Annotated in this window: 20 protein-coding genes and 1 other RNA gene; 8 read left to right on the top strand and 13 right to left on the bottom strand. The window is 59.2% G+C overall.

Going from position 1 to position 26,601, the window contains the following annotated elements; translation table 11 throughout:
• Positions 1-114 precede the first annotated feature (114 nt).
• On the top strand, positions 115-1,668 hold the full coding sequence (locus OU26_RS02545) for a UDP-N-acetylmuramoyl-L-alanyl-D-glutamate--2,6-diaminopimelate ligase (protein WP_026646176.1): 1,554 nt from the start codon (positions 115-117) through the stop codon (positions 1,666-1,668).
• 38 nt (positions 1,669-1,706) lie between these two features.
• The gene (locus tag OU26_RS02540) at positions 1,707-2,723 is read left to right on the top strand and encodes a lipid II:glycine glycyltransferase FemX (RefSeq protein WP_026646177.1); all 1,017 of its coding nucleotides are present in this window, start codon (positions 1,707-1,709) and stop codon (positions 2,721-2,723) included.
• A 135-nt stretch (positions 2,724-2,858) separates the two neighbouring features.
• On the opposite strand, the gene OU26_RS02535 is transcribed toward OU26_RS02540, so the two are convergent.
• Positions 2,859-4,457 (bottom strand): bifunctional folylpolyglutamate synthase/dihydrofolate synthase, encoded by a 1,599-nt coding sequence (locus OU26_RS02535; RefSeq protein ID WP_051592904.1) that lies wholly within the window; start codon positions 4,455-4,457, stop codon positions 2,859-2,861.
• A gap of 147 nt (positions 4,458-4,604) precedes the next feature.
• Between OU26_RS02535 and OU26_RS02530 the strand changes: the two genes are divergently transcribed.
• Positions 4,605-6,206 carry an aminopeptidase P family protein gene (locus OU26_RS02530; protein WP_026646178.1) on the top strand — a complete coding sequence of 534 codons (1,602 nt, stop codon included), beginning with the start codon at positions 4,605-4,607 and terminating at the stop codon, positions 6,204-6,206.
• A gap of 1 nt (position 6,207) precedes the next feature.
• The gene (locus OU26_RS02525; RefSeq protein ID WP_026646179.1) at positions 6,208-6,729 is read left to right on the top strand and encodes an NUDIX hydrolase; all 522 of its coding nucleotides are present in this window, start codon (positions 6,208-6,210) and stop codon (positions 6,727-6,729) included.
• Positions 6,730-6,805: 76 nt separating this feature from the next.
• Here OU26_RS02525 and OU26_RS02520 read toward each other — a convergent pair whose 3' ends face one another.
• The 4 genes from OU26_RS02520 to OU26_RS02505 all read right to left on the bottom strand — a co-directional run bounded on the left by OU26_RS02520 (position 6,806) and on the right by OU26_RS02505 (position 12,489).
• Entirely contained in the window at positions 6,806-8,518 is a 1,713-nt protein-coding gene (locus tag OU26_RS02520) for a dipeptide ABC transporter ATP-binding protein (protein ID WP_026646180.1), read from the bottom strand.
• Positions 8,519-8,522: 4 nt separating this feature from the next.
• Positions 8,523-9,698, bottom strand: coding sequence for an ABC transporter permease (locus OU26_RS02515; RefSeq protein WP_026646181.1), 1,176 nt, complete (start codon positions 9,696-9,698; stop codon positions 8,523-8,525).
• 1 nt (position 9,699) lies between these two features.
• Complete coding sequence (locus OU26_RS02510) at positions 9,700-10,773, bottom strand: ABC transporter permease (protein ID WP_026646182.1); 1,074 nt, start codon at positions 10,771-10,773, stop codon at positions 9,700-9,702.
• Between the two features lie 90 nt (positions 10,774-10,863).
• A complete protein-coding gene (locus OU26_RS02505; protein WP_026646183.1) occupies positions 10,864-12,489 on the bottom strand; it encodes an ABC transporter substrate-binding protein in 1,626 nt (541 codons plus the stop codon).
• A gap of 368 nt (positions 12,490-12,857) precedes the next feature.
• Here OU26_RS02505 and OU26_RS02500 point away from each other — a divergent pair, with 368 nt between their 5' ends.
• The 4 genes from OU26_RS02500 (at position 12,858) to OU26_RS02490 (ending at position 16,165) form a co-directional block, all read left to right on the top strand.
• Positions 12,858-14,060, top strand: a complete 1,203-nt coding sequence (locus OU26_RS02500) for an ROK family transcriptional regulator (protein WP_026646184.1) — start codon at positions 12,858-12,860, stop codon at positions 14,058-14,060.
• 28 nt (positions 14,061-14,088) lie between these two features.
• The gene (locus OU26_RS02495) at positions 14,089-14,985 is read left to right on the top strand and encodes a carbohydrate kinase family protein (protein ID WP_026646185.1); all 897 of its coding nucleotides are present in this window, start codon (positions 14,089-14,091) and stop codon (positions 14,983-14,985) included.
• Between the two features lie 216 nt (positions 14,986-15,201).
• Positions 15,202-15,598, top strand: a transfer-messenger RNA (tmRNA) gene (gene ssrA, locus OU26_RS09825).
• 162 nt (positions 15,599-15,760) lie between these two features.
• Positions 15,761-16,165, top strand: coding sequence for a pyridoxamine 5'-phosphate oxidase family protein (locus OU26_RS02490; protein ID WP_026646186.1), 405 nt, complete (start codon positions 15,761-15,763; stop codon positions 16,163-16,165).
• A 90-nt stretch (positions 16,166-16,255) separates the two neighbouring features.
• Here OU26_RS02490 and OU26_RS02485 read toward each other — a convergent pair whose 3' ends face one another.
• From OU26_RS02485 to OU26_RS02450, 8 genes are all read right to left on the bottom strand, one after another.
• On the bottom strand, positions 16,256-17,296 hold the full coding sequence (locus tag OU26_RS02485; protein WP_026646187.1) for a cell division protein FtsQ/DivIB: 1,041 nt from the start codon (positions 17,294-17,296) through the stop codon (positions 16,256-16,258).
• A complete protein-coding gene (gene murC / locus OU26_RS02480; protein ID WP_026646188.1) occupies positions 17,296-18,861 on the bottom strand; it encodes a UDP-N-acetylmuramate--L-alanine ligase in 1,566 nt (521 codons plus the stop codon). The genes OU26_RS02485 and murC overlap by 1 nt, the downstream gene beginning before the upstream one ends.
• A gap of 78 nt (positions 18,862-18,939) precedes the next feature.
• The gene (locus OU26_RS02475) at positions 18,940-20,121 is read right to left on the bottom strand and encodes a UDP-N-acetylglucosamine--N-acetylmuramyl-(pentapeptide) pyrophosphoryl-undecaprenol N-acetylglucosamine transferase (protein WP_026646189.1); all 1,182 of its coding nucleotides are present in this window, start codon (positions 20,119-20,121) and stop codon (positions 18,940-18,942) included.
• Between the two features lie 126 nt (positions 20,122-20,247).
• Positions 20,248-21,492: a peptidoglycan glycosyltransferase FtsW gene (locus OU26_RS02470; protein WP_081815620.1), complete on the bottom strand. Its 1,245-nt coding sequence runs from the start codon at positions 21,490-21,492 to the stop codon at positions 20,248-20,250.
• Positions 21,479-22,918, bottom strand: a complete 1,440-nt coding sequence (gene murD / locus OU26_RS02465; protein ID WP_081815621.1) for a UDP-N-acetylmuramoyl-L-alanine--D-glutamate ligase — start codon at positions 22,916-22,918, stop codon at positions 21,479-21,481. Before murD ends, OU26_RS02470 begins: the two co-directional genes overlap by 14 nt.
• Positions 22,919-22,995: 77 nt before the next feature.
• Positions 22,996-24,093 (bottom strand): phospho-N-acetylmuramoyl-pentapeptide-transferase, encoded by a 1,098-nt coding sequence (gene mraY / locus OU26_RS02460; protein ID WP_026646192.1) that lies wholly within the window; start codon positions 24,091-24,093, stop codon positions 22,996-22,998.
• Between the two features lie 58 nt (positions 24,094-24,151).
• Positions 24,152-25,621, bottom strand: coding sequence for a UDP-N-acetylmuramoyl-tripeptide--D-alanyl-D-alanine ligase (locus OU26_RS02455; protein ID WP_026646193.1), 1,470 nt, complete (start codon positions 25,619-25,621; stop codon positions 24,152-24,154).
• Positions 25,622-25,699: 78 nt separating this feature from the next.
• Positions 25,700-26,578, bottom strand: a complete 879-nt coding sequence (locus OU26_RS02450) for a hypothetical protein (protein ID WP_026646194.1) — start codon at positions 26,576-26,578, stop codon at positions 25,700-25,702.
• Between the last annotated feature and the right edge of the window lie 23 nt (positions 26,579-26,601).

Raw genomic sequence — 26,601 nt, 5'->3', positions numbered from 1 at the left:
TCAGTCACACCCTCATTGTATCTTCCCCGGCGTCACACGTCGTGCACATGCCTGCCGGTACAATATCTGTTCGGTATCAGGCTCGACGTCTCATGCATGAGGAGAACACGAAACATGGCTTTGACTTTGGAATCGGCGGCGCGACTGCTTGACAGGCATGGACTGCTCCGGGAAATCATCCACGGCGATGTCTGGACGGTCGACGCAAGCGACATCGACAACGCCGACAAGCCGTTCTCCGCGATCACCTACGACACCCGCAAGGTGGAGCCGGGCGCCCTTCTGTGCTGCAAAGGCCGTTTCAAGGCGGAATATCTGAAGGACGTGGACGAACACGGTCTCGCCGCCTATGTGGCGGAAAACGACTTCTCCGCAACCACCCAGGCTCCGGGACTCATCGTGGATGATGTGCGGAAGGCCATGTCTTTGCTGTCGGCTGAATTCTATGATCGTCCGCAGGATCGGTTGAAGGTCATCGGCATCACCGGCACCAAGGGCAAGACCACCACCGCATATCTCACCCAGGCCATGCTGAACGGATGCTCCGGCGGAAAATGCGCGCTGTTCTCTTCGGTGGACAACTGTCTTGACGGCCACACCTATGTCGAATCGGATCTGACCACTCCGGAATCCATGGACGCGTTCCGCATGATGCGTGAGGCCGTGGATAACGGCATGGAGCACCTCGTCATGGAGGTCTCTTCCCAAGCGTACAAGGTGGATCGCGTATACGGACTCACCTTCGACGTGGCCGCATTCCTCAACATCAGCCCGGACCACATCAGCCCGATCGAGCATCCGACGTTCGAGGACTACTTCCACTGCAAGCGTCAAATCGTCAAAAACTGCCGTTCGCTCGTGCTCGGAGCCGACTGCGCGCGTGCCGATCTCATCCGGCAGGACGCGCGGCACGCGGGGGTCGCCGTCTCCACGTTCGCACTCGACGGCGCATCTCCGGCGGATGTCGTCGCGAAACCGGCAGATACCGAGCACAGCCGCTTCTCCATCGCTATCGACGGCACGACCATCGGAGAACTGAGCCTGACATTGGATGGCGATTTCAATTACGCGAACGCCGCCGCAGCGGTCGCCATCGCCCGCGCCGCCGGTTTCGATTTCGGCTCGTCGCAGGCGAGGAAGGCGCTGCACGACATGGAACCGGTGCGCATCGCAGGACGCATGGAGCATTTCAAGGACACCCGTTCCGACACGATCGCCATCGTCGACTATGCGCACAACTACGCTTCCGTCACCGCGTTGCTCGACTATGTGGACCAGCGCTACGGCAGCAAAAACCCGGAAATCACGCTCATCACCGGATCCACGGGCAACAAGGCGTACGACCGCCGTTCAGAAATCGTCAAGGCCGCGCAAGACCGTGTCGACCATCTCGTGCTCACTTTCGAGGACACCGACGATGAACCGGTGGAACAGGTGTGCGAGGACATGCGGAACAACGTCACCAATCCGCAGCTTGACGTGAAAATCATCCTCGACCGCACGGAAGCCGTGGAGTCCACGGTGGGAGCCGACCGGAATGATTCCCAGCGTCCGCATATCATCCTCATCATCGGCAAAGGCAACGAACGCTGGTTCAAGGACCACGGCAAGCATATCCCCTATGAGGGCGACGACCGTATCGTGGAGCGCGTGTTCAATCTTCAGTAGGCAACCCATCCAATAAGACAAGAAAGCAACGGTATAACATGATTTCTCTCGTTCCCGCCAATCTCAATGATCTGGAGCGGCAGGCCGAACAAGTCGGCCTCACCCTGCCGATCGAACAAACCGGCATCTGGGCAGAATACCAGAAAACCGTGGACGGACGCAGGCCATGGGGCGCATACATCATCAAGCAGGATGACGAAACAATCGCCTTCATTTCCCTTATCGACTTTGAAACGCACGGATACCATTATCTTCGTTCCGTACATGGACCATCGTGGGTGGCGAAACCGTCGCCCGAGCTCGAGCATCAAGTGCGGCAGGCGCTAGTCGATGAAGTGCGGAGAAAAGATAAGAGCATCGTTTTTCTTCGTATCGACCTATGGGATGCCGAAGGCACCGTTCCCGTGCTTTCCACCGTCCCCTACAACGAAACCGTAGTCATCGACGTCACCGGTGGAGATGACGAAATCATCAGCCGCATGAAGAAGCGCGGCCGTCGAGATGTGCGCAAATCACTTCGTGAATGCACCGCCGATTGCTCAGATGAGACCGAGCTCGCGACCAAGGATTTCTCACAATACTACGAGCTCATGGTTGAAACCGGGAAACGTGATGGCTTCACCCCGGCCCCGGCACAGGACTACACCGACATGCTTGTGGCGTTGGGGCCAAAACATTGCCGTCTATTCGCCGCACGTGATGGTGGGCGCGTGACCTCCTGGTCCATCGTCACCATCAATGGCACCCATGCCGTACGTTATTACGCCAGCATGCACACCGATGCCATGCGCTCTCATGTTACAGACAAGCTGCTCTACAATGAGTGCTGCATCCTTGGAAAACAGGGCATCACCGAATATGACCTCATGGGTATCGGCAACGATTTCGCGCCATCCTTGAAAGGCCTGAACGTATTCAAAACCAAATTCACCGAAGACATCACGCCGGTCGCCCCAGGACGCGACGTTCCGATCAAGAAGGGCTTCTACCGCGCGCTGACGATGCTGCAGTCCATCCGCCGCTCGCTCCGGCACAAAGAAAATAGCGGCAAATAGCTGGCTTGCGCGGCATACGCCATCGCATGACCATAAAAGCTGTGGGCTGGATCCCGGAAGTTCGGAATCCAGCCCACAGCTTTTATGAGGTCAGGATCCGGCCTCACACGTGCGGGAAATCGCCGTCGAACGGCATCACTTCGCCGCGCCGTGCGAATCGTCGGTCGTATCCGATTCCGCGGCGTCCTTCAAGGTCTCCTCATCCGGTCCGACGCTGCCAAAGTCGTTGATGTCGAAATCGGGGTTGGTATCGGATTCGAAATCCACGTCGGCCTCATCCTCGTCTTTGCGCGGCTCCGGCTCCACCGCCTCTTGGAACACGCGCTCGGACTTCGGCTTCTTCAGGTCGGGATTGACCTTCTCCTCCAGCATGAGTCGCGCGTCTCCGGCGGTGGTGAAACTACCGCAGATGAGCACGCCATGGCCGTAGCCTACGCCAAGCTCGTCGTCGGCATCGACCATATTGACGGCTTCTTGGATGGCATCTGGCAATTCCGGAATGCAGGTGACGCGTTCGGGGCCGAACACACGATCCGCGATCTTCTTCAGATCCTCGGCGGGCATCACACGGTCACGCCATGAGTTCTCGGTGACGATCACCTGGCTCAGCAAGGGCTCGAGCACACCGAGATACTCCTCGACCTGCTTGTCCCCCATCATGGCGACGACGCCGACGAGCTGCTGGAAATCGTAGTTCTCCTCAATCGCCGCGCGCAGCGATTCGGCCGCGTTCACATTGTGCCCGCCATCGAGAATGATGGTGGGAGACGTGCGGATCTGCTCGATACGTCCCGGAATCCTCACGCTGCTCAATGCCTCGGCCACCAGATCGCCGTCCAACGCGCCGTTGACGGGAATCACCACTTCCGCGGCGCACAAAGCAGCGAGCGCGTTATGCGCCTGATGCTCACCGAATTTGTCGATCGGAACTTCCGTATAAGTGCCGTTCGGCGTGCGCAGGGTGGCCACCTGTCCGCCGACCGCGGGAACGCGGGTGACGACTTCCGATTCGATGCCGTCGCGCACCAGATTGGCGTGGTTCTCCTTGGCCGCGGCCTCGATGATCGGCATAACCTCTTCCTCGTGTGGCTGGCGGCCGATTATGGCGGTGCAGCCGGGCTTGATGATGCCCACCTTTTCGGAGGCGATTTTCTCCACAGTGTCACCAAGCCATGCCATATGATCCATGTCGACCGGCCCGATGATGGCCGCGTCGGCGTCAAGCACGTTGGTGGCGTCCCAACGGCCTCCCATGCCAACCTCCACGATGGCCACGTCGACCGGCGCATCAGCGAATTTCCAGATGGCCATGGCGGTGAGCACTTCGAAGAAGCTCATCTTCGGCTTGCCCAATTCATCCATTTTCATATCCACGATGGCGATGAGGTCCTTCACCTGATCCCAGGTGTCGACGAAATCGTCGTCTGACAGCTGCTGGCCGTCGATGGCGATGCGTTCGTTGACGTGCTCCAGATGAGGCGATGTGTACAGGCCGGTGCGCATGCCATAGGCGCGGCAGATGGCTTCGGCCATGCGCGCGGTGGAGCCTTTGCCGTTGGTGCCGGTGATGTGGATGACACGGAACGACTGCTCGGGGTGTCCCATGATATCGAGGATCATCTTCATGCGCAGCAGATCGAGATTGGTGGTGTTGCGTTCCGACGGACGGCTCATGATGTCTCGCTCGACATCGATCATGCTTTCATTGTTGCGATTGGGATGTTCGAATGACATGTTTTCCCGTTTCCTCCCGTACCTTTCGGACAGCACATTAAACCTTCCTTATTCTAGATGGCTGCATGAACGTTGCGCGACAGGAAAAGTTATAGGATGGGTTGCGGTAATTCACGTAGGTGACCGAATGCATATTCAGGAGATGAGATGAGCGAAGTCATTACCGATAAGGACAAGGAATACGAGAAGATGGAGCAGAGCGTGGCCCCGGGAGCGGACCAGCCGATGAGCGACAGAGTGAACAACCGTTCGCTGCGTCCGCGTTCCGAGGCATTCAAGGAGTTCATGACCACCGGATGGGATGACAACGAGCCGGAAATCCAGCCGTTGGAATCGTCCAAGTACACTCCGGCGCGTCTGGAGGCACTGGGCAAGGCGTTCCCCGGCGAGCGCATCGTGATTCCCGCCGGCCAGCCAAAGGTGCGCAACAATGATTGCGATTATGCGTTCCGTCCGGACACGACGTTCTCCTACTACACCGGTTTGGGAGAGGATTTCGAAGCCGGCGCAGTGCTGGTGCTTAACCCCGTCGATCCTGATTCCCCGGAGGCGAAGGCCGGCAAGACCCATGTTCCCGAACTGTTCGTGGCACCTCGCGCCAACCACTACACGCAGGATTTCTTCCTGAATGCCCACTATGGCGAATACTGGGTGGGACCGCGCGCCGGACTGAAGGAAATGGCGGCCATGACCGGCATCGAGACGAACGACATCGCCCAGCTTGCCGACGCGCTGGGTAAGGATGTCGGTGCCGAGGCCGGCGCCGTACGCGTGCGTGTGATTCGTGAGTCCGATCCGGATATCACCTCGATGGTCGAAGGCATTCGTGAGGCGAATGGTTTCGCCGATCCGGACGACAATACCGCTGCCGACGACAAGCTGCATGAATTTGCTGCCGAGGCGCGTATGTGCAAGGATGCGTATGAGGTGCGCGAGATGCGCAAGGCGGTCGCGGCCACCAAGCATGGCTTCGACAACATCCTGCGCAAGCTTCCGACCACATTGGGCAAGCCGCGTTCCGAACGCATGCTGGAAGGTGCGTTCAATGCGATTTCCCGTGAGGAAGGCAATGAGGTCGGGTACGACACCATCATCGCTTCCGGCGCCCATGCTCCGATCCTGCATTGGGTGCGCAACACCGGCACCGTCGAATCCGGTGAGCTGCTGCTCATCGACGCCGGTGTGGAGGTCAACAGCCTGTACACCGCTGACATCACCCGCACGTTCCCGACCAACGGCAAGTTCACCGATTTTCAGAAGAAGCTGTACCAGGCCGTGTTGGATTCCCAGCAGGCTGGTTTCGAGGCCGCCAAGCCGGGTGCCACGTATTCGGACATCCATCATGCGTGCATGCGCGTGATCGCCGAACGCCTGCACGACTGGGGCATCCTGCCGGTCGACGTCGAGGAATCCCTCTCTCCTGAAGGCCAGCAGCATCGTCGTTGGCTCGCCTGCGGCGTGGCCCATCATCTGGGTCTTGACGTGCATGACTGCGCGCAGGCGCGTTACGAATCGTATCAGGGTGCCGCGATTCGCCCGGGCATGACCTTCACCATCGAGCCTGGTCTGTATTTCCGTGAGGATGATCTGATGATTCCGCCGGAGTACCGCGGTATCGGCATTCGTATCGAGGATGACGTGCTGATGACCGAGGATGGTCCGGAATGGATCTCCGCCGGCATTCCGAAGCAGATCGACGATGTGGAAGCATGGATGGCTGATATGGCGGCCGAAGGTGCGAAGGCCTGATATGCCCACGCCTGAATTCGTACTCACGCTGCGCAAGAAAATCGGCCATGATCTGTTGTGGCTTATGGGCGTCTCCGGCTATGTCGAGGATGTTCAAGGCCGTGTATTGCTGGGACGGCGCTCCGATACCGGCGAGTGGGCCATGGTGTACGGCATCAACGAGCCCGGCGAGGAACCGGCCGATACTGTGGCCCGCGAAGTCAAGGAGGAGACCGGCGTGGATGTGATCGTCACCGATTTGGTATCGGTGAAATCGTCCCGAAAAATCCTCACCTACGCGAATGGCGACAACACGATGTACATGGACCACCTGTTCATCTGCAAACCTGATCCGGATGGCAATACGGAACCGTTCGTCGGTGACGAGGAAAGCCTCAACGTAGGATGGTTCTCCCCTGACGCGCTGCCTGAGCCGCTTGCGGCCAGCACGGTGGAACGGATGGGATACGTGCGCGAGTATCTCAGGAACAAGGCGAAAGGCGACGCACACGCCCAATTTGCGTTCCAAGGTGCGATTCACTAATCATCCATATCAACGAGGGGAGCCCGCAACGATTCGTTCGCTGCGGGCTCCCCTCGTTTTTCTTATCTAAGAAACCTTACTGCTGTGCGGCCAGCAGCTCGTGCAGATGCTCACGATGCTTGCGCTGTTCGCGCGGATCGGGCACCGGCAGCGAGGCCAGCAGCTTCTGCGTGTACGGATTCTGCGGATTCTGCATGATTTGGTCGGCATCGCCGTGTTCCACGATCTTGCCCTTGTGCATCACCATGATGCGGTCGGCAAGCATGTCGACCACAGCAAGATCATGGGTGATGAACAGGCATGCGAAACCGATTTCCGCCTGCAGTCTCTTGAACAGCTCGAGCACCTTCGCCTGCACGGACACATCCAATGCGGAGGTCGGCTCATCGGCGATAAGCAGGCTCGGCTTCAACGCCAATCCACGCGCCAAGGAGGCACGCTGGCGCTGACCACCGGACAGCTCATGCGGATAGCGGTTCATGTAGGCACGTGGAAGCTGCACCATTTCCAGCAAATCACCCACGTAGTGGCGGGCTTCATAAGCAGATGAGAACTTCTTATGCACGATCAGTGGTTCGGCGACGTTCTCCGCGATGGTCATCAGCGGGTCGAACGAGCTGCCCGGATCCTGGAACACAAAGCCGATGTCGGCACGTTTGGGTTTGAAATCACGCTCCTTGACACCGTTCATCTCGACGCCAAGCACATTCAACGAACCGCCGGAAACCTTCTGCAGGCCCGCGATGGCACGGCCGGTGGTGGATTTACCGGAACCGGATTCGCCCACCAAGCCAAGTACCTCGGAACGGTGGATGGTGAAGTCAACACCGTCCACGGCTTTGAAATCAGGCTGCATCAGATGGCCCGGATACGTGATGGTCAACCCCTTGGCCTCGACCGCGATGGGCTCCTTGCGCCAATCCTTCTCGCGCTCGACGACCTTGCCTTCGGCGTCCTTGACGACGAGCTTCTGACCGATACGAGGCACTGCCGCGAGCAGACGCTTGGTGTAATCGTCCTTTGGCGAATAGAAGATCTGCTCGACGCTACCCTGTTCGACGACGTGGCCGCGGTACATAACCACGACTTCGTCGGCGATATCGGCGATCACTCCCATATTGTGGGTGATGATGAGCACTGAGGCGTCAAATTCGTCGCGAGCCAGGCGAAGCAGGTCGAGGATTTCAGCCTGGACCGTCACGTCAAGCGCGGTGGTCGGCTCATCGGCCAGAATCAGGCCGGGGTTCAAGACCAATGCCATGGCGATGACGATGCGCTGCTTCTGACCGCCGGAGAACTGATGCGGATAGTAGTCCACACGGGTTTCGGCATCCGGGATACCGACCTTCTTCAGGATGTCGATCGACTTGGCGCGCAGCTCCTTCTTGTCCTTCATGCCGTGGGCGCGCAGGCCCTCCTCGATCTGCCATCCGATGGTGTACACCGGGTTGAGCACCGAGTTCGGCTCCTGGAACACCATGGCGGCCTCGGCGCCGCGCATCTCGCGCAGTTGCTCGCCGGACAGTGAAAGCACCTCGAGTTCTTCGGTGCCCGCGCGGTTCGACAGGTAGACGGCGCCAGATGTCGTAGCGGTCTCCGGCAGCAGCTTGATCAGGGAGCGTGCGGTCACGGATTTACCGGAACCGGATTCGCCCACCACGCCGATGACCTTTTTGCGCGGAATCTCGAAGCTGATTTTATCGATGGCCTTGATGGAACCGGCATCGGTCATGAACGAGACGCTCAGGTCCTTGATTTCGGCGAGATTGCCGTCTTTGATTTCACTCATCGGTTCACTCCCCTTCCTTGGAGTCCCATTCGGAAGCCACGAACGAAGGGTCGCGGTCGGTGACGGTCACCGGCTGATCACTGTCGCCCATCGGGTTCTTGGCTGCTTCGAGCTCGGCCATGACCTCGTTGTGCTTGCCTGGCTCCTGGCTGGGATCGACGGATGTGTCTTCGATGGAGCCCACCACTTCGCCAGCGGACTTGCGGGCGCGCAGACGCGGATCGGCAAGATCGTTCAGGGATTCGCCCACCAGGGTGATGCCCAACACGATGAGCACGATGGCCAGGCCCGGGAACACTGCGGTCCACCAGATACCTGCGGTCACGTCGGAGACGGAACGATTCAGGTCGTAGCCCCATTCCGCGGCCGCGGTCGGCTCGATACCGAAGCCCAGGAAGCCCAGACCGGCAAGGGTCAGAATGGCTTCGGAGGAGTTCAGCGTCAGGATGACCGGCAACGTTCGCGTGGAGTTCTTGAACAGATGCTTGGTCATGATACGCCACGTGGAGGCGCCGACAACGCGGGCCGATTCCACATATGCGGATTCCTTGATACGGATCACTTCGGCGCGGATGGTGCGGAAGTACTGCGGAATGTAAACCACGGTAATGGAGATGCCGGAAGCGAAGATGCCGCTCCACAGGCCGGACTGGCCATGGGAGATCATAATTGCCATCAGAATCGCCAGCAGCAGCGACGGGAAGGAGTACACGGCGTCGGCGATCATGACGAGCACCCGATCGACCCAGCCGCCGAAGTAGCCGGACACCAAGCCCAGCAGAACGCCAGCGAAAATCGACAGCAATACCGCGACGATGATGGCGATGACGGCGGTGCGAGCGCCCCAGACCACACGGCTGAGTACATCATAGCCGCCGGCCGTGGTGCCCCAGATGTGCTCGGAGGACGGAGCCGCCTGCGCCGGGAAGGAGACGCCATTGGCGTCCTTGAGCTGCGCGTAGCCGTACGGTGCGATCACCGGAGCGAAGATGGCGACCAGCAGGAAGAACGCGGTGATCACCAGACCCGTGATCAGCATGCCTTTCTGCCAGCCGACCGCCACGCGTAGTTCCTTGATAATCGGAATCTTGTGCCAAAGCGGCGTTTTCTTGCCGATTTTGAGTTCTTCCAGACGCTTGTCGCCGGGAACGGTGACCTTGTCGGCAGATGCTGCGGTCATGTCAGTACCTCACTCTCGGGTCGACCAATGCGGCGATGACGTCGACGATGAAGTTGACGACGGCCACAATGATGGCGATTAGGATGACGATGCCTTGGACGGCCACGAAATCACGGGCTTTCAGATACTGCGAGAGCATGAAGCCGAGTCCCTTCCATTCGAAGGTGGTTTCGGTGAGCACCGCGCCGGCGAGCATCAGGGCGATCTGCATGCCCATGACGGTGATGATCGGAATCAGCGCCGGCTTCCAGGCATGCTTGTTGAGCAGACGTTTTTCGGAAACGCCGCGGGAGCGGGCCGCCTCGACGTAACCGGACGTGTACGTGGAAATCACGTTGGTACGCACCAGTCGGATGAACACGCCGGCGGTCAGTAGCCCCAAGGCGAGCGCCGGCAGCACAGCGTGGCGCAGCACGTCGAGCAGCACGGACATGTCACCCAGTTGAATCGCGTCGATGATGTAGAAGCCGGTGGGAGAAACCAGTCTGGAGAACTGCATTTCGCTTCCCAATGACGAGCGGCCGGATGCCGGCAGCACATTCAGCCAGATGGCGAAGACGAGTTTCAGAATCAGACCGAGGAAGAACACCGGGGTGGCGTAGCAGAGAATGGCGAAGGTGCGGATGCCCGCATCGGCAGCGTGGTCGCGTTTGCGAGCGGCGACCCGGCCCAAACCGATGCCGACGATGAGCGCGACGATGAGCGCGAGGAACGCCAGTTCGAATGTGGCGGCACCGTAGTGGGTAAGGATGGTGCTCACTTTTTGGTTATCGGTCAATGTGGTGCCGAGATCGCCGTGCAGCAGGCCGCCAAGATAATCGATGTACTGCACGATGAGGGGACGGTCATAACCGGCCGTGTGGATGCGCTTCTGCAGTTCCTCGGGAGTGAGACGGCCGCCAAGCGCGGCGGAAATCGGATCGCCGGTGGCACGCATCACGAAGAAGACGATGGTCACAAGAATGAATACTGTAGGAATGATCAGCAGAAAGCGTGTGAGCACGAAGCGGAAGAATCCGCTTGAAAGCTTGTTTTTCTTGGCTTTCGGCTGAGCCTCTGTTGCGCTTTGCGTCACGTCGGGCTCCTTTTCCTTATTGGTGTTTTAGATACAAATTGAGCCCCTGCCTGACTTGGGAGGTCAGGCAGGGGCGGTCAAGGCCTACCGTCAGGCCTTGGTCACGGACGCGTAGCGGAAACGGAAGGAAGCGTCAAGGACAACACCCTTCACATTGGATCCAGTGACCGCGACCTGGGCACCCTGCAGCAGCGGGATGGTGGACAGGTCATCGGTTTCGAGCTTCTGGATTTCCTTCAGCAGGTCCTCACGGGCCTTGGCGTCGGTCTCTCCAGCCTGCTTGACGATCAGATCGTTGACTTCCTTGTTGGCATACCCATTGTTCACGAAGTTGCCGTCACGGAAGAAGGGGGACAGATAGTTGTCCGGATCGGAGTAGTCCGGGAACCAGCCGAGCTGGTAGACCGGATAGGATCCGTCGGAGGATTCGGTGACGACACGTTCCTTGCAGTACTGGGTCCATTCGGTGGACTGCAGGTCGACCTTGAACAGGCCACCATCCTCGAGCTGCGACTTGATGGCCGCATACTCATCGGCGGAGGACTGACCATAGTGGTCTGGGTTGTACTGGAGCTTCAAGTCGACCGGAGTCGACACACCGGCATCCTTGAGGATCTTCTTGGCCTTGTCGGCATCCGGCTTGCCGCTGCCGTCACCATAGGCGGCCTTCAGGGTGTCGTCATGGCCGGACAGTCCATCCGGAATGAAGGAATACAGCGGAGTGTAGGTGTTCTTGTAGACCTTGGTGGCCAGCTCGTTGCGGTCGATCAGGTTTGCGACGGCCTGACGCACGGCCTTGGCCTTGTCGGCGTTCGGCTCGCTGGACTTCTCGCCGTACGGCATGATCTTGAAGTTGAAGGCGAGGAAGCGCTCCTCACCACCCGGTCCCTTGACGACCTTGACCTTGGAATCCTTGGACAGGTCCTCGATGTCGGTCGGGGTCATGGAACGGTAGGCCACGTCGACCTGGCTCTGCTGCACGGCCATCTTCAGGTTGGAGGAATCGGCGAAGTACTTGACCTGCACGACATCATTCTTGGCGGGGGTCAGTCCCTTGTAGGAATCGTTCTTGGCGTAGGCCAAAGCCTCGTTCACCTTGTAGGAGGTGAGCTTGTACGGGCCGGCGAAGGCGTTGTCCTTGACGATGGTGTCGGCGTCGGTCAGCTTGTCGGCGGAGAAGGACTGCTCATCGACGATTGGGCCGGCGGGGCTGGACAATACCTGCTTGAGGGTCACATCGTTCTTGACCTTGGAATGGAACACCACAGTGGTGTCATCCTTGGCTTCGACGGAGTCAATGTTGGCGAGCAGTGAGGCAGGGCCGTTCTCATCATTGATCTTGTTGATGCGGTCGAAGGAGAACTTGACATCGGAGGCGGTCAGATCATGGCCGTTGGCGAACTTCAGGCCGGACTTGAGCTTGACGGTGAACTCTGTGCCATCCGCGCTCCAAGTACCATCATCAGCCGCGATATCCGGAGACAGTTCGGAAGTGTTGTAATCCTGCGCGTACAGGAACGGAAACACCTGAATCTGCACGGCATAGGAACCATTGTCGTAGGAACCAGCCGGATCAAGGCTGGTGATCTTGTCGGTGGTGCCGACGGTGATCGTGCTGCCGCCCGCAGCACCGCCATCCTTCACGCCGCCGCATGCGGCGAGGGATGCAAGAGCCGCGACAGAAGCCAGCGCGGCGATAATCTTCTTGTGATTCACTATGGAATCCTCTCCTTCTACATTACCTATCGTCTTTACAGACAAGAACGATATAATCATAAGGATGAGGGTGTTATGTTAACCCGACGTTTCATATCCGGACATTTCATACCCCTTTCACTGGGCTCAGATACGCTCGTTTTCGTTGCTACTCCTTGTCTTTCTCCCCCCTTCGTTACCACGGGAAGGTAAAAGTCAGCAGATGACCAATACGTGGTCATCTTGCAGACAAGCCACCGTTTGTGCGCTACCGAGTCTGCGACATGGCATACGACACGCGGATCACACGGGTTGCATCAAACAATTAACGGCGTTAATATATCAACTAGTTCAACGTAGGAATCCGTGAGCAGCGGCAAGGAGGCGGCATGAGTAGCTATAGCGATCAGCAGTCATCGATTTCGGAAAACAACCGATCCCGCGTCCTGCAGTATCTGTATCACAATGGCATCTGCTCACGCGCGCAGATAGCCAAAGCCATCGGCCTGACCCCCGCAGCCATCACCAAAATCACCGCCAAACTGCTGGCCCAAGACGTCATCGAGGAAACCGGCGACATGGAGGGTGACAAGAATCGCCGTTCCATCGGCCTGAATCTCAACTGCGCCAAATACCATATCGTCGGGGTGAAGTTCGCCCGCAGCCTGGTGCAGATCGCCGTCTTCGACCTGAAGTGCAACCGCATCTTCATGACCGATCTGCCGACCGTCAACGAGGAGCATATCCCGGAAACCGTGGAATGCATCCGGAACACCGTGCGACGTCTCATCAAGGATGATTCCAGCATCGTGGCCGTCGGCATGGCCGTGCCGGGGCCGTACCTGAAGGACGAGGGACGCACCGCCTTGGTCTCCTCCATGCAGGGATGGCGTCAGATCAACTTCATCAAGGAGTTCAGCGACGCGTTCGATGTTCCTGTGTTCGTCGAACAGGACGCACGGGCCGGCGCCCTGGCCCAGTTCCTGTTCAACCCGGAGCTGTCCAAGGGGTCGCTCGCCTATTACCTGCTCGGCGAAGGCATTGGCCTCGGCATCATCGACAACGGCGCCATCTACTACGGAGAGCGCGGCACGGCCACGGAGATCGGCCATGTCTCCATCGACGTGAACGGCAAGCCCTGTGATTGCGGCAACGTCGGCTGTCTTGAACGATACTGCTCAGCCAACGCCATCCATGAACGGCTTAATGCCAATCCCGGCATTGTTCCCGGATGCGAATCGATGACGCACGCGCAGGCCTGCTCTGCGCTTTTCGCCAAGGCCGGCACGGGAGACGAAACCGCGATGACGCTTGTGCGTGACATCGCCCGATACATCGGCTACGGCGCCGTTACCATCATCAACGCGTTCAATCCGACGTGCATCGTTCTCGGGGATATCGTCGCACAAGCCGGCCAACCCCTGCTCGACGAGGTCGAACGTGTCGTGCTCGACCGGACGATTCCCGAAATCGGAAGGAACACGCGAATCACCCTGTCCACCCTGCCCACCGACGCCACCGTCACCGGTGCCGCCGCCGTGGCGATCACCAATTTTCTGGAACATCCCTCGATGTTCTTTGACGTCGCATAGCACGCCATAGCCAAAGAAAGGAACCACCATGTCCAAGCCAATCGTCATCGCCCTCGGTGAAATCCTGTGGGATATGCTCCCCACCGGCAAGCGTGCCGGCGGCGCACCCGTCAATTTCGCCTACCACGCGTCCCAGAACGGCGCGGAAAGCTACGCCATCAGCGCCGTCGGCAACGACGAGCTGGGCACCGAACTGCTTGATGACGCGCACAAGGCCGGCATCAACACGCTGGTGCAGACCAACGATTATCCGACCGGCACCGTCGCCGTGGCGCTGACCAACGGCATCCCGGAATATACCATCGTGCAGAACGTGGCCTGGGACCACATCAGCTACACGGACGAGCTTGCAGAAGCCGTCTCCAAGGCCGACGCCATCTGCTTCGGCACGTTGGGACTGCGTTCCAAGGAATCGCACGACACCATCATCGAGCTGCTCAAGCACGCCAAGGACGGCGCGCTGAAGTTCTTCGACATCAACCTGCGCGCCAACTTCTACTCCAAGGAGCTGATTGAGGAGCTGCTGGGCTATGCCAACATCTTCAAGATCAACGATGACGAGCTCATCATGATGCGCGAGATGTTCTCCATTCCGGAAGGCAAGGACGAGGATGCCTGCAAGTGGTTCCTGGATCGTTTCGGTCTCGAGTACATCATCCTGACCGGCGGCGCGACCTTCAGCACCATCATCGCCAAGGACGGCGAGACCTCCACTCTGCTGACCCCGCACGTCGAGGTCGCCGACACCGTCGGAGCGGGCGACTCCTTCTCCGGTTCCTTCACCGGCAAGCTGCTGTCCGGCGCTTCCCTCAAGGAAGCGCATCACGCGGCAGTGAACACCGCCGCCTACGTGTGCACCAAGGAAGGTGGCTGGCCGGTCTACCCGGCCGAAGGCGTTCCGGATTATCTCGCCGCCGCCAAGTAAGCGGAAAACTTCCTCTCCTTCTCATCATCGATTCCGTGTGCCGTCATCGGATGGCACACGGAATTTTTCTTTCTCACATCGGAGATTTGCGATGTAGCGTCAACATGCTGGCGTCGTCGCCACGAATCGCCGGCAGCGTAAACTTGTGCCATCCAGCAAATCGTGGTATTTTGAAATGTCTGGTTGAAAAACCAGAGGCTTGATAATTCAAGATTTGGGGATGATCGGTTTCGACGGTGACCTGTTCGTCGCAGGGAAGCGTGCCGAGAACGTAGGGTCCACTCGTGGATGCCCCCTACAAAAGAATAAGTGCTAAATCTAACCGCACTGAGTTCGCTCTCGCTGCCTGAGCTTCGCGCCAGGATTAACCAGTGAGCAGCCGCTCCGTTCACTCCTCCTCGTCTTTGGGAGGATGCTGAGCCTCGTTTAGAAGACTTGCTCCGCCAGTTGAGCCACAGGGCCGGCGGAGGACTTTTACTGTAGATATGCTCGCCATCAGTTGTCTGCGACATCGATGGGGGCAGAAAAACCGCCGTACGGCCAGCAGACTACGCACGTAGAAGACTGAGGGTTCGGTCATCGGACCGGGGTTCGATTCCCCGCATCTCCACCATTCGAAAAGCCGCCAGAAATGGCGGCTTTTCTTGTATTCTCAACCTTTTCACGTTCGGCGAAACCACGCGTGCCGCAGCAAGCGTCTCCGTATCATCAAAATAACATGCGGCGTTTCCAGTATCGCAGGCGTCGCCCGGCAACCACGAGAAGGAGCGGCATCATGGCGAATCTCACCACGGAAATGAAGGAATTCATCAACGACAACCTTGCTTGGGTGGCCACCATCAGCAAGGACGGACATGTGGACCTCGGACCGAAGATGAGCGTCTTCGTCATCGACGACAACCACATCGGCTACCATGAGCGCACCGCGGGACAGATGTACCGCAATCTGCTCGACGGCAGCGAACTGGTCATAGCTGTGGCCAATCTTGAGCAGAGGAAGGGTTATCGATTCCGCGGGAACGTCACCCTGCACTCCGATGATGCGATCTACGAAGAGCAGGTCGCGGTGGCGGACAGCAAAGGCACGAAGAAGCCCATGACCATCCCCGTGCTGGAAATCACGGAAATCCAGGATCTGACTCCAGGAGCTACGGCCGGCAAAACCATCGTCAAGGACTGAGCGGAAGACCGCAGCGTTCTTTTCGCAAAGGGCATCATCCTTCATATAGGATGATGCCCTTTGCGTATTCTTGCAATTCTCCGGACGAATCTACTTGATGATTGGCCTCAACGGAGCGGACACGTCGACATTGTGCTTGTCCCCAATCACGTTCGGATCATTGATGATCTTGTCCACCACGGCCTTTTTTAATTTCAGCTCAGAGGAATCACCCCACACGATGACCTTGTCTCCCCCATTGAGTTCCGTCGTGATGGAATCCTGCGTCGCGGCGATGACTTTGGTAATGGATCCGCGCATTGATTCCGGCAGCGAGCTCAGAATCCTCAGCGCCTCCTTGATAGGTCTTTTCGACAGGCTTGAATCGACGTCCTGCACCTCGATGACGGGAATTCCATCTACGGAGACACCGCTGACGGAATTGAGCACACGTCCCTTGCTGTCGACCGCCGTCATGTGATTCTCGCCGGTTTTCAGCATGGCCGCCGGTTTCTGCGCTTTGATAGTCACTTCAAGCGAATTCGGCAGATGCTTTTTCGATTCGGCTGACGTCACGCCTGGAATCGACTTGATCCGTTTTTCCACGGCGCTATCCGACACAAGGAACAGCGACTTGCCCGATTGCTGCCTGGCGATGTCGAGCACTTGCGATTCGCTGACCCATTCATTGGCTCCGGTCACGTTGATGTTGCCCGGTTCCAAACGGAACACGGCAGAGAAGAACAGCAGCCAGATGACAGCGCCCAGCACCGCCGCGACGGCGATTCCCGCAAGCGCGCGCATGGCGACGGCACGCGCGCCCGCTTTGCGGCGTTCCTTGAGACGCGCATTAAAATCGACCACCTTGGGACGCGTCATGACGCCGATCGTGCCAGTGGTCTCCTGCAATGTCTTGGAGACCAAGTCCTCGCTTCGCAATCGGCGCGCATCCACAAAACCTTCGGCCTTCGAATGGCTCGTGACGTCGGTCATGGTGGTGGATCCGTCACCGGCGGAATGCCCGACGACGGAACGCTTTTCCGTCGAACGCCCTCCGGCGCGTTCCGACGAAACCGATCGCCCGGTTCGCTTGCCGGGCTGGGATTTCGTCCCTTTCGAATCCTTGCCGGAGCTGATGACCCGTCGAGTCATCAGCCTTCGCAATCCCAACGATGCGCTTCGAGCGCGTGCAGAATCACCTCGTCCATACGTGTGATGTCGCCTGCGCCCACGGTGAAGATGACATCGCCATGGTGGGCGCGCATCACCATCATCTGCGCCGCGGTCTGCATGTCCTCGACACCACGGATCCAATCGTCGGACGGATTATGCGCGAGCTTTTTCGCCTCATCCACGATGGTCGCCGGAGTGACATCCGGAAAATCCTCCTGCTTTTCACGTGCGGGGAATATGCCGGTGACGATCACATCGTCCGCCTTGGCCAGTGCCTCGGCGAACTGCCGCGCGAAGAACTTTGTCCGGGAGAACAGGTGCGGCTGGAAGATCACGCGGATTCCTGCCTGCGGATAGCGGCGGCGGGCCGCATCCAGCAGCGCCGCGATTTCAGTGGGATGATGCGCGTAATCGTCCACCAACGTCACCTGGCTGACGGCGCCACGCACCTGGAATCTCCGTGCCGCTCCCAGGAACGACGTCACCGCGGCGGCGGCACGCTCGACATCCATGCCCAGCAACGCGGCCGCGATGATGGCGGCCGAGGCGTTGCGCGCATTGTGAATTCCCGGTACGGTGAGCGTCACCGGAACCCTCCGCTCATCGTCGCCGAGCAGTCCGGCGGGGATATGCAAGGTGAAATGCTCCGCTCCGCTTTCCGCGGTCTCGCTTTCCGACTCGATGCGCACCAGCGTGGCGCCGTTCACATCACCCAATTCGTCAGCGGTCTGCGTGGAATACACGATCGTATGACCCGCCACCTGCGGATCGAGCGCGCGCAGCACGGCGATATTGCCTTCGTCATCGCCGCACATGACCACAGCTTTGGTGGCATGTCCGGCATGATCCACAAACGCCGCGCGATAGTTGTCCTGCGTGCCGTAATGGTCGAGATGATCCGCTTCGGAATTGGTGATGATGGCGATTTGCGGATGGTACTTGGCGAAGCTGCCGTCCGATTCGTCCGCTTCGGCCACAAGCACATCGCCCGTGCCCGCATGGCCGCCGTCCAGCGTGGCTCCATCCTTGCCTTGGATGGAACCGCCGATGGCGTAGCTCGGATCGACAAGCCCGCCTTCACCGGCGTTCACAAGAATGTGAGCCAGCATGGAACTGGTCGTCGTCTTGCCATGTGCGCCGGCGACCGTCACCGCGCGCTTCGCGTTCATCAGCAGCGCGAGGATGTCGCTACGGTGTACGATGCGCTCACCGGCCTCGTGAGCGGCGACGATTTCCGGATTGTCCGGTTTGATCGCGCTGGAATACACGACGGTGCGCTTGCCTTCGACGTTCTGAGCCCGCTGTCCGAATTCGACGGTGATGCCCAGCCCCTGCAACCGTTCGGTTTTGGCGCTCGGCTCACGGTCCGAACCGTCGACTTCGACGCCTTGCTCATGCAGCATTTCGGCAAGCACGCTCATACCGGCTCCGCCAATGCCGATGAAATGGGTCGCTCCCAGATCGTTCACGCCTTCGTCCGGTGCGAACGATGTATGGGTGGGGTCAAGGATGATGGTACCGGCTTCACGCTGGTTGTCAGACACGATTGCTCCTCTTGAATTGTTTTCAACGTGTTCCATTATGGTCTCACCCATGGTCTCCCCCACGGATGGAATCCACGGTCATTCGTCTGGTTGCCCGATCAACGCGAGAACGCGTCTCGCCATGACTTCGGCGGCATCGCGGATACCGTACTTCCAGGCGTTGGCCCCATAATCCGACAGGGTCTTCGGGTCGGCAAGCAGTTTCGTCACATGGTTGCGCACCCATTCCGGAGTGAAATCGGCGTCCGCCACCATCAGTCCGCCCTGCGCGTCGACCACCGGCTGCGCGTTGAAGCGCTGTTCGCCGTTGCCAATCGGCAGCGGCACGTAAATCGCGGGCAATCCCAACGCCGTCAACTCGCTCACCGTGCCGGCTCCGGATCGGCAGATGATCAAATCGGCGCAAGCGAATGCCAGATCAATGCGTTCCAGATACGGTGCGACGCGATAATCGCCATCTGACGCATGGTCGGAGCCAAGCTCGCCGAGCACCTGCTCCCCCGCACTTACCGACACGAGGGAACGCACCTCGTCGTCCTTGCCCTTGCCCGTCAGATGAATCACCTGGGCGTGTGCAAGCAGTTCCTTGGCTGAGGCCGCCACGGCACGGTTCACGTTCACCGCCCCTAGGGAGCCGCCGGTGACGACGACCAGCGGACGATTCGGATCGACGCCGAGTTGGGCCGCAGCCGCCTTACGCGTGGCGATGCGATCATGCTCCAGATCGGACGCCAATTGCGCGATCGCAGGGCGCAAAGGCAATCCCACACGCTCCACCTCAACGCCCTTGCGCGGCTTCAGTCCCGGTTGCGCGTAGGCCGCGCCGATCATGGACGCCCAGCGCGCGCCCAACTTGTTGGCCATACCGGCACGGGCGTTCTGCTCATGAATCGCGATCGGAATGCCCATTTTGTGAGCCGCCGCATACACGGGAGCGGACGTGTACCCGCCGAATCCGACGACCACCTGCGCATGATGCCTCGTAAGGATGTCACGAACCTTGGCGGTTTCAGCCCTCCATTTTGCGGGGAACTGCAATGCGGCCTTATTGGGTCTACGCGGGAACGGCACCTTCTCGATGGTTTCCAATTCGAAACCCGCCTGCGGAACGAGATCATGCTCCAGACCGACGGCTGTTCCCACCACCGCGATATCCGCATCTGGCTCAAGATCACGAATCACATGCGCCACGGCAAGCAACGGGTTGACATGACCCGCCGTGCCGCCACCGGAAAGAACGATATGCTTTTGACTGCTCATAATCCTCGAGCTTAGCCCACGACGTGCCGGCGCATCGCACGGCATACCGTGGCAGGCCAAGATACTTACATTTCGTCTACTTTTTCTCCGCCTCGGGAACATGCCACAGACGTTCGCCCGAGACGGTCACAGTATACGGTTCTCAGCTTTGATCTCAGGCTGCTCCTTCATCATGCTGACCGCCACGCCCGCAGCGCCCAGACACATAACCAACGAAGAGCCGCCGGCCGATACGAACGGCATCGGCACGCCCATGACCGGCAACAGACCAATAACAACACCAATGTTGATGAACGCCTGCCCCACGACCCATACCGCGATGCACACCAGAACCATGGTGATGTAGCGGTTTTGAGCCTGCAAAGCCACCACCAGCATGCACCAGGCCAAAACGACGAACAGCAGAATGACCATGGCCGCTCCCACAAAGCCAGTCTCCTCGCCGATGATGGCGAAGATGAAATCGTTGTGGGCTTCTGGAAGATATCCCCATTTCTCGCCGGAATTGCCGATGCCGACACCCAGCAACCCACCGGAGGCTATGGCGTACTTACCATGGACCGCCTGATAACAGACGCCCTGCAGATCGGACGGCGAACAGGTCTGATAGGCCGCCATGATGCGGCCGAGACGGTTCGGACTGGTCAGCACGAATGCGACAATGCCGCATGCGCCGAGCGATACGGCGCCGGCCAGCCATTTGCCTGGAAACTCTCCAAGCAGTAATGCGACGCCGCCGATGGCGAGGATGATCAATCCAGTGCCGAGATCCTTGCCCGACATGACCAGAAAGAAAGCGACAAGGAATCCAATGATCAGCCAGCGGTACGCCTTGGGCGCGCCGACTTCCTTCACCTGTTTGCGCGCGTTGAGCAACTCGTTCGGCATCCATACGCATAACGCCAATTTGACGATTTCCGCAGGCTGCATGGTAAACACGCCCGGAATGCCGATCCATCCCTTGTTGCCATTGACCTCGACGCCCAATGGAGTCAGCGTGATCGCCTGCAGCAACGCGGCGGCCACCAGAAATCCGAAGCTGAATCTACGGTACAGACCGGCCGGAAGCATCATCGTGACGAACGCCACACCCAATCCCAACACGCAATAGAACCCCTGTTTCAGCGCCTGGGCCCATGGCGACTGCCCATTGGCGATCATGGTCACCGACGAACTCGAGAACACCATGATCACACCGAAAATGGTTAGGATGATCACGCATAGACGGAAGCCATGGAAGCACCACAGAGGATTGGCGAATCCGCGGGCGGCGTTTTTCCTCGTACGTCGGATCTGCGCACCGGAATCATCCGACGTACGCCGCGGCTCCGTAGCGGATGAGATGCTGCGGCCGGACTTAGGCTTCGCCATGCTCATTCACCCAACGCTGAGCCTCCTGCGCGAACTGGTTTCCGCGATCGGCGTATGACTTGAACTGGTCCATGGATGCGCAGGCCGGAGCCATGAGCACCACGTCGCCAGCATGCGCATATGCGCCCGCGGCGTTGATGGCGCGTGACATGACGGTATCGTTGTCCTTCGGATCGATGATGGACAGCGGAATGTCGGGAGCGCTTTCCTTGAATGCGTCCAGCATCGGCTGCTGATCCTTGCCGATGATGACGGCCGCCTTGATGGTATGGGCTTGGTCTGCGACGAGCCGTTCAAACCGGCTTCCCTTGGCGAGCCCGCCGGCAATCCACACCACGGACTTGTCCGCGAAGCTGTTGAGCGAGGCCTTGGCCGCGTGGGCGTTGGTGGCTTTGGAATCGTCCACGAAACGGATGGTTCCGCCATCGGTGGTCCGGACGACGGCGACGGTCTGGATACGATGGCCTCCCGGGGTGAACTGCTTGAGCGCGGCCAACGACTTCTCCCGGTCCGCGCCGAGGCCCAGCACCAGAACCAATGCAGTCAGCGCGTCGGCGAGCAGATGCGGGTAGACCGTGCCGTCCGGTTCGGTCAGGTGGGTGAAATCGGCGATTTTCGCGACCTGTTCCGGTTCGCCCGGCTTTCCGCCGGCGACGCCCGACATGTCGACGATCCATCCGTCCTTCACGCCGATCTGGCCGTTCTCCGGCTCGTTCAGCGTGAATCCGATCCTGCGGCATCCCGGCGCGGTATGTGCCGCAAAAGCCAGTTTGGTGACACGATTGTCATCCGCGTTGTAGACCAGTGCTTTCCTGACGTTGTGGAACACCTTGGACTTGTCTGCCGCATAGTTTTCGATGCCGCCGTGCCAGTCGAGATGGTCGTCTGCGATATTGGTGATCGCGGCGCAGTCAAGCTCCAGCGAGTAGGTGAAATGCAGCTGGAAGGAGCTCAATTCAACGCATAGCACATCGTTCGCTGAATCGACCGCCGCATGCGACACCGCCTTGCCGATGTTGCCGACGGCCGGAGCGATCAGGCCACATGCGGACAGCATCTCCGAGGTCATCTCAGTGGTCGAGGTCTTGCCGTTGGTGCCGGTGATGCCGATCCATGGCGCGGGCTTGCCGGTGGAATCGTTGTTCACGCGCAGCTGCCAGGCCAGTTCGACCTCGCTCATGACGGGGATGCCACGTTTCTGCGCCTCAAGAATGAACGGCGTGCGGGGATTGAAAACCGGCGAGGTCATCACCATGTCGGTGTCATCCCAGTCGATTTGGTCGAAGGAATGCAGATCGGCGTCCGGTTTTCTCTCGTCCACGCCCAGCACCCTGCCCGCGCGGGGTCCCAGCACCTGCATCATGCTCTGTCCGGAGACACCAAGACCCGCCACGATTACGGTCTTGCCATTCATATCCATATCCATCACCCTTCAATCGGAAACATCATTTGCCGTGATAGCACATCCATGCCGCGGGTATCAAACCCTACCGCGGATCCATGTCATAGACCGGAACGAGCCACCCAATCACCGTAGAAAATCACCAATCCCAGCAGCACGAACAGCATCTCAATCATCCAGAAGCGAATGACGACCTTCACTTCCGGCCATCCCTTCAATTCGAAATGATGGTGGATCGGCGCCATCTTGAACACCCTCTTGTGGGTCATCTTGAAATAGCCGACCTGAATGATGTCGCTCATGGTCTCGATGACGAACAGACCGCCGAGAATGATGGCCAGGAATTCGGTGTGCGTGGCGATGGACAACGCGGCAAACAGCCCGCCAAGAGCCAAAGAACCGGTATCTCCCATGAAGATGGAGGCGGGATTGGAGTTGTACCACAGGAAGCCGAAGCATGCCACCGCCGCACATGCCGCGATAATGGTCAGGTCAAGCGGATCGGACACCGCATAGGTGAAACCGGGGTGACCGGAACCCTTGAGATGGTAGAACTCCCAGAACGCGATGATCATATATCCGATGAAGGCGATCATGGAGGATCCCGCCGCCAGACCATCCAGTCCATCGGTCAGATTGATGGCGTTGGTCCATGCGGTCATCAGGAAATTCACCCAGATCACGAACAGGACGATGGCCACGGCGCAACCGGCGAAATCAAAGCTGAAGAACGGCTTTTCGATGAAGCTCATACCGGCTTGGGCGCTGGGGAATCCGGATTTGGTCGGCAGTATCAGCGACAGCACCGCGTATATGGTGGCGAGGATGAACTGTCCGATGAATTTGCCCTTGACCGTCAATCCTTCGCTCTGCTTCTTGCGGACCTTCGCGAAATCGTCGATGAAGCCTAGGAAGCCCATCGACAGCATGGCGAACAGCACCAGCACGGCCGACCATGACGGCACATCGCCTCTGGTGAAATAACGGTACAACGCCGATGAGCCCCAGCCGAGCACCACGGCGAGATTGATGACCACACCGCCAAGCGTCGGAGTGCCGCGCTTGACCAGATGGGACTTCGGACCATCCTGACGTATGTACTGTCCGTAGTTGAGCTTGTGCACCAATTTAATCAACAGCGGAGTTCCCACAATCGTCACGCCCAGTGACACCACAATGCCGATGATGAGTGAAATCATCTGATGTTCTCCATTCCAATCAGATCTTCAGATACGTTTTCCGCAAACGCCGATTCGATCAATTCCATGCCCAACGTTCCGCCAGCGCGCTCAATCCCGATGCATGGGATCCCTTCAGCAGCACCACCGAGTCCGTGTGACCGGTCGCGAGTCCGGTGACCATGCGATCCGCCTCGTCGGCGTCATGCGCCCATTGGACGGTAGCCGATTCGGCGTCAGCGGACTTCCCGCCCTTCGCCATGTCCTCGGCGAGCGCATCCAGCGATTCGTCGGAGGTACTGCCGACGGCCACCAGCGCATCCACCCCGTTTTCGACGGCGTACCGGCCGATTCCTTCATGCAGTTGACGCTCGTCCGGCCCCAGTTCCAGCATCGCGCCCAGCACCGCTATGCGGTACGGCTGTTTTTCTGCTCCGGAATGCCATCTCAGCAAGCCGTCGAGTCCGGCTTTCATGGAATCCGGGTTGGCGTTGAATGAATCGTCGATGAGTGTGAACGAGGTCTCCGGCTTGACGACGGTGGAGACCGCCATACGATGCGGGCTGATGCTCGTCACATCGGACAGGCCGGTGGCCACGTCGGCGATTGGCATGCCAAGCGCCATTGCAACCGTGGCTGCGGCAAGGGCGTTCATGACATTGTGCTGTCCGCAGATGCCAAGTGTGACGTCGGCACGCTGTCCCGACTTGTTTTCCAAGACGAACGATGGGTGGTCGAGTTCGTCGCAGACGACGTCATGGGCAGTGGAATCCAATCGTGCCCCGTCTTCCTGAGGGAGTCCGAACCACAGCAGATCGCCCGGAGCGATGGCGCTCATCGCGGCGACATGTTCGTCGTTGGCGTTGAGGACGGTCAGGCCACCGGGCACCAGTCCACGAACGATTTCGGATTTGGCTTGGGCGATGCGCTCCACCGAGCCGAATTCGCCCAGATGGGCCACACCGACTTTGAGCACCACTGCGATGTCAGGAGGAACCAAGGAGGTGAGATTGGCTATTTCGCCCACGTGGTTCGCGCCCATCTCCGCCACGAGGAAGCGCGTGTCGGCGTTCACCTTGAGCGAAGTCAGGGGCAGACCGATCTCGTTGTTGAACGACCCGACCGGAGCAACGGTGTCCCCCATCTTGGACAGCAGCGATTTCAGCAGATCCTTGGTGGTGGTTTTGCCGACCGATCCGGTGATGCCAACGACGGTGAATGGCGATTCCAACGCGCGACGGCGTTCGATGTTGTGCCTGGCGAGCGCGCCCAGCGCCTTGACTGTGTTCTCGACGACGATCTGCGGCACCTGCGCGCCCGCGACCTCATGGTCGACGATGGCGGCCACAGCGCCATGGGCGCCGATCTCAGGCACGAAATCATGACCGTCGACGCGTTCGCCGGCGATCGCCACGAACACCGAGCCGTCGACGATCTGCCGGGAATCGGTGAACGCGCTGGTCGCGACGGGCTCTTCGGCCACGGCCTCCGTCGATATCAAACATCCCTCTACCGCCTGCGTGATCTCCTTCAGGCTCATCGGCATCATGGTCGGACTGCTCACTGTCGTTACTCCTCTTATCGGGTTTGTGCGTTCGGTATGGACACGCCATCCACGCCCATATGTTCAGTTCAGGTCGCGCGACACTCGCAGCGCGCTTTTGATGTTGGCCTTCCGTACGCCGGCGGCCAGTACCATGGCTATGGATAGGGACAGCAGCCGGCTATCCGTATCGACATATGCCGATGATGCCTGCGTGGCGAGCAAGTCGGATTCCTGGGTACGTCCCGCGATACGGGTCTGTTTGCCGACGAAGCATCCGAAGCGGGAGACGAATTTCGTCACCTCGGCGTTGCTCAGGCTGTTGTCGTCGCATGCGAGCACGTCGATGTTAACCGATTGCAACGCGTTTTCTCGCAATGTATCCTCATCCAACGCAAGTATCACGGCGGCGGCGCCATCTTCGGCGCATACGGCCATCGTGCGTTGCACGTCGATGATCGACAGAGGATATTCCAAAGCGAGGAACCGTTCTAAGGATTGCGAATCGGACGAGCTGATCACGCCGACCGGGTTGCCCAGCATATGCAGGAAATCCGCTAGATTGCTCACCGCGGATTCCACCGTCTCCTTGTTTTTCCCAGTGATGGCGAACACCGCCAGCGAATCGGATGGATTGCCGGCCATTTCGGCCACCAGCTTGCCCAGCTGCTGCATGGTGGGTTCCGCATAAATCAACGGAATATGGATGTCATCAACCTGCCCGCGCAACGCGTGGGGAACGATCGCGCCATATGCGCCACGCGCCTGGACTTGTTCCAGCTGACGCGCGTCCACATCCTCAGACGGCACGAACAACGCGCCGGGACGCACCGATTCGACGTCATCGGCGACGGAAGTCACCGTCACCTCGGTCGCCGATACGGGATCGAGGTCGAAGCCGTATTGACCGGCAAGCAACCCCAAAGTCATTCGCCTGTTCATGGATTCGCTGACCGAGCTCACCTTTCCATTCCTCCGTCCATCGC

It is taken from the genome of Bifidobacterium ruminantium DSM 6489, assembly GCF_000770925.1.
Lineage (GTDB): Bacteria > Actinomycetota > Actinomycetes > Actinomycetales > Bifidobacteriaceae > Bifidobacterium > Bifidobacterium ruminantium.
The sequence above is the reverse complement of the archived record's forward strand: the minus strand, read 5'-3'. Positions and strand labels throughout refer to the sequence as shown.

Excerpts from the sequence above, each read along its gene's own strand:
- OU26_RS02545 (WP_026646176.1), top strand. The coding sequence starts at position 115 with ATGGCTTTGACTTTGGAATCGGCGGCGCGACTGCTTGACAGGCATGGA.
- OU26_RS02540 (WP_026646177.1), top strand. The coding sequence starts at position 1,707 with ATGATTTCTCTCGTTCCCGCCAATCTCAATGATCTGGAGCGGCAGGCC.
- OU26_RS02535 (WP_051592904.1), bottom strand. The coding sequence starts at position 4,457 with ATGTCATTCGAACATCCCAATCGCAACAATGAAAGCATGATCGATGTC.
- OU26_RS02530 (WP_026646178.1), top strand. The coding sequence starts at position 4,605 with ATGAGCGAAGTCATTACCGATAAGGACAAGGAATACGAGAAGATGGAG.
- OU26_RS02525 (WP_026646179.1), top strand. The coding sequence starts at position 6,208 with ATGCCCACGCCTGAATTCGTACTCACGCTGCGCAAGAAAATCGGCCAT.
- OU26_RS02520 (WP_026646180.1), bottom strand. The coding sequence starts at position 8,518 with ATGAGTGAAATCAAAGACGGCAATCTCGCCGAAATCAAGGACCTGAGC.
- OU26_RS02515 (WP_026646181.1), bottom strand. The coding sequence starts at position 9,698 with ATGACCGCAGCATCTGCCGACAAGGTCACCGTTCCCGGCGACAAGCGT.
- OU26_RS02500 (WP_026646184.1), top strand. The coding sequence starts at position 12,858 with ATGAGTAGCTATAGCGATCAGCAGTCATCGATTTCGGAAAACAACCGA.
- OU26_RS02495 (WP_026646185.1), top strand. The coding sequence starts at position 14,089 with ATGTCCAAGCCAATCGTCATCGCCCTCGGTGAAATCCTGTGGGATATG.
- OU26_RS02490 (WP_026646186.1), top strand. The coding sequence starts at position 15,761 with ATGGCGAATCTCACCACGGAAATGAAGGAATTCATCAACGACAACCTT.
- OU26_RS02485 (WP_026646187.1), bottom strand. The coding sequence starts at position 17,296 with ATGACTCGACGGGTCATCAGCTCCGGCAAGGATTCGAAAGGGACGAAA.
- OU26_RS02475 (WP_026646189.1), bottom strand. The coding sequence starts at position 20,121 with ATGAGCAGTCAAAAGCATATCGTTCTTTCCGGTGGCGGCACGGCGGGT.
- OU26_RS02470 (WP_081815620.1), bottom strand. The coding sequence starts at position 21,492 with ATGGCGAAGCCTAAGTCCGGCCGCAGCATCTCATCCGCTACGGAGCCG.
- murD (WP_081815621.1), bottom strand. The coding sequence starts at position 22,918 with ATGGATATGGATATGAATGGCAAGACCGTAATCGTGGCGGGTCTTGGT.
- mraY (WP_026646192.1), bottom strand. The coding sequence starts at position 24,093 with ATGATTTCACTCATCATCGGCATTGTGGTGTCACTGGGCGTGACGATT.
- OU26_RS02455 (WP_026646193.1), bottom strand. The coding sequence starts at position 25,621 with ATGATGCCGATGAGCCTGAAGGAGATCACGCAGGCGGTAGAGGGATGT.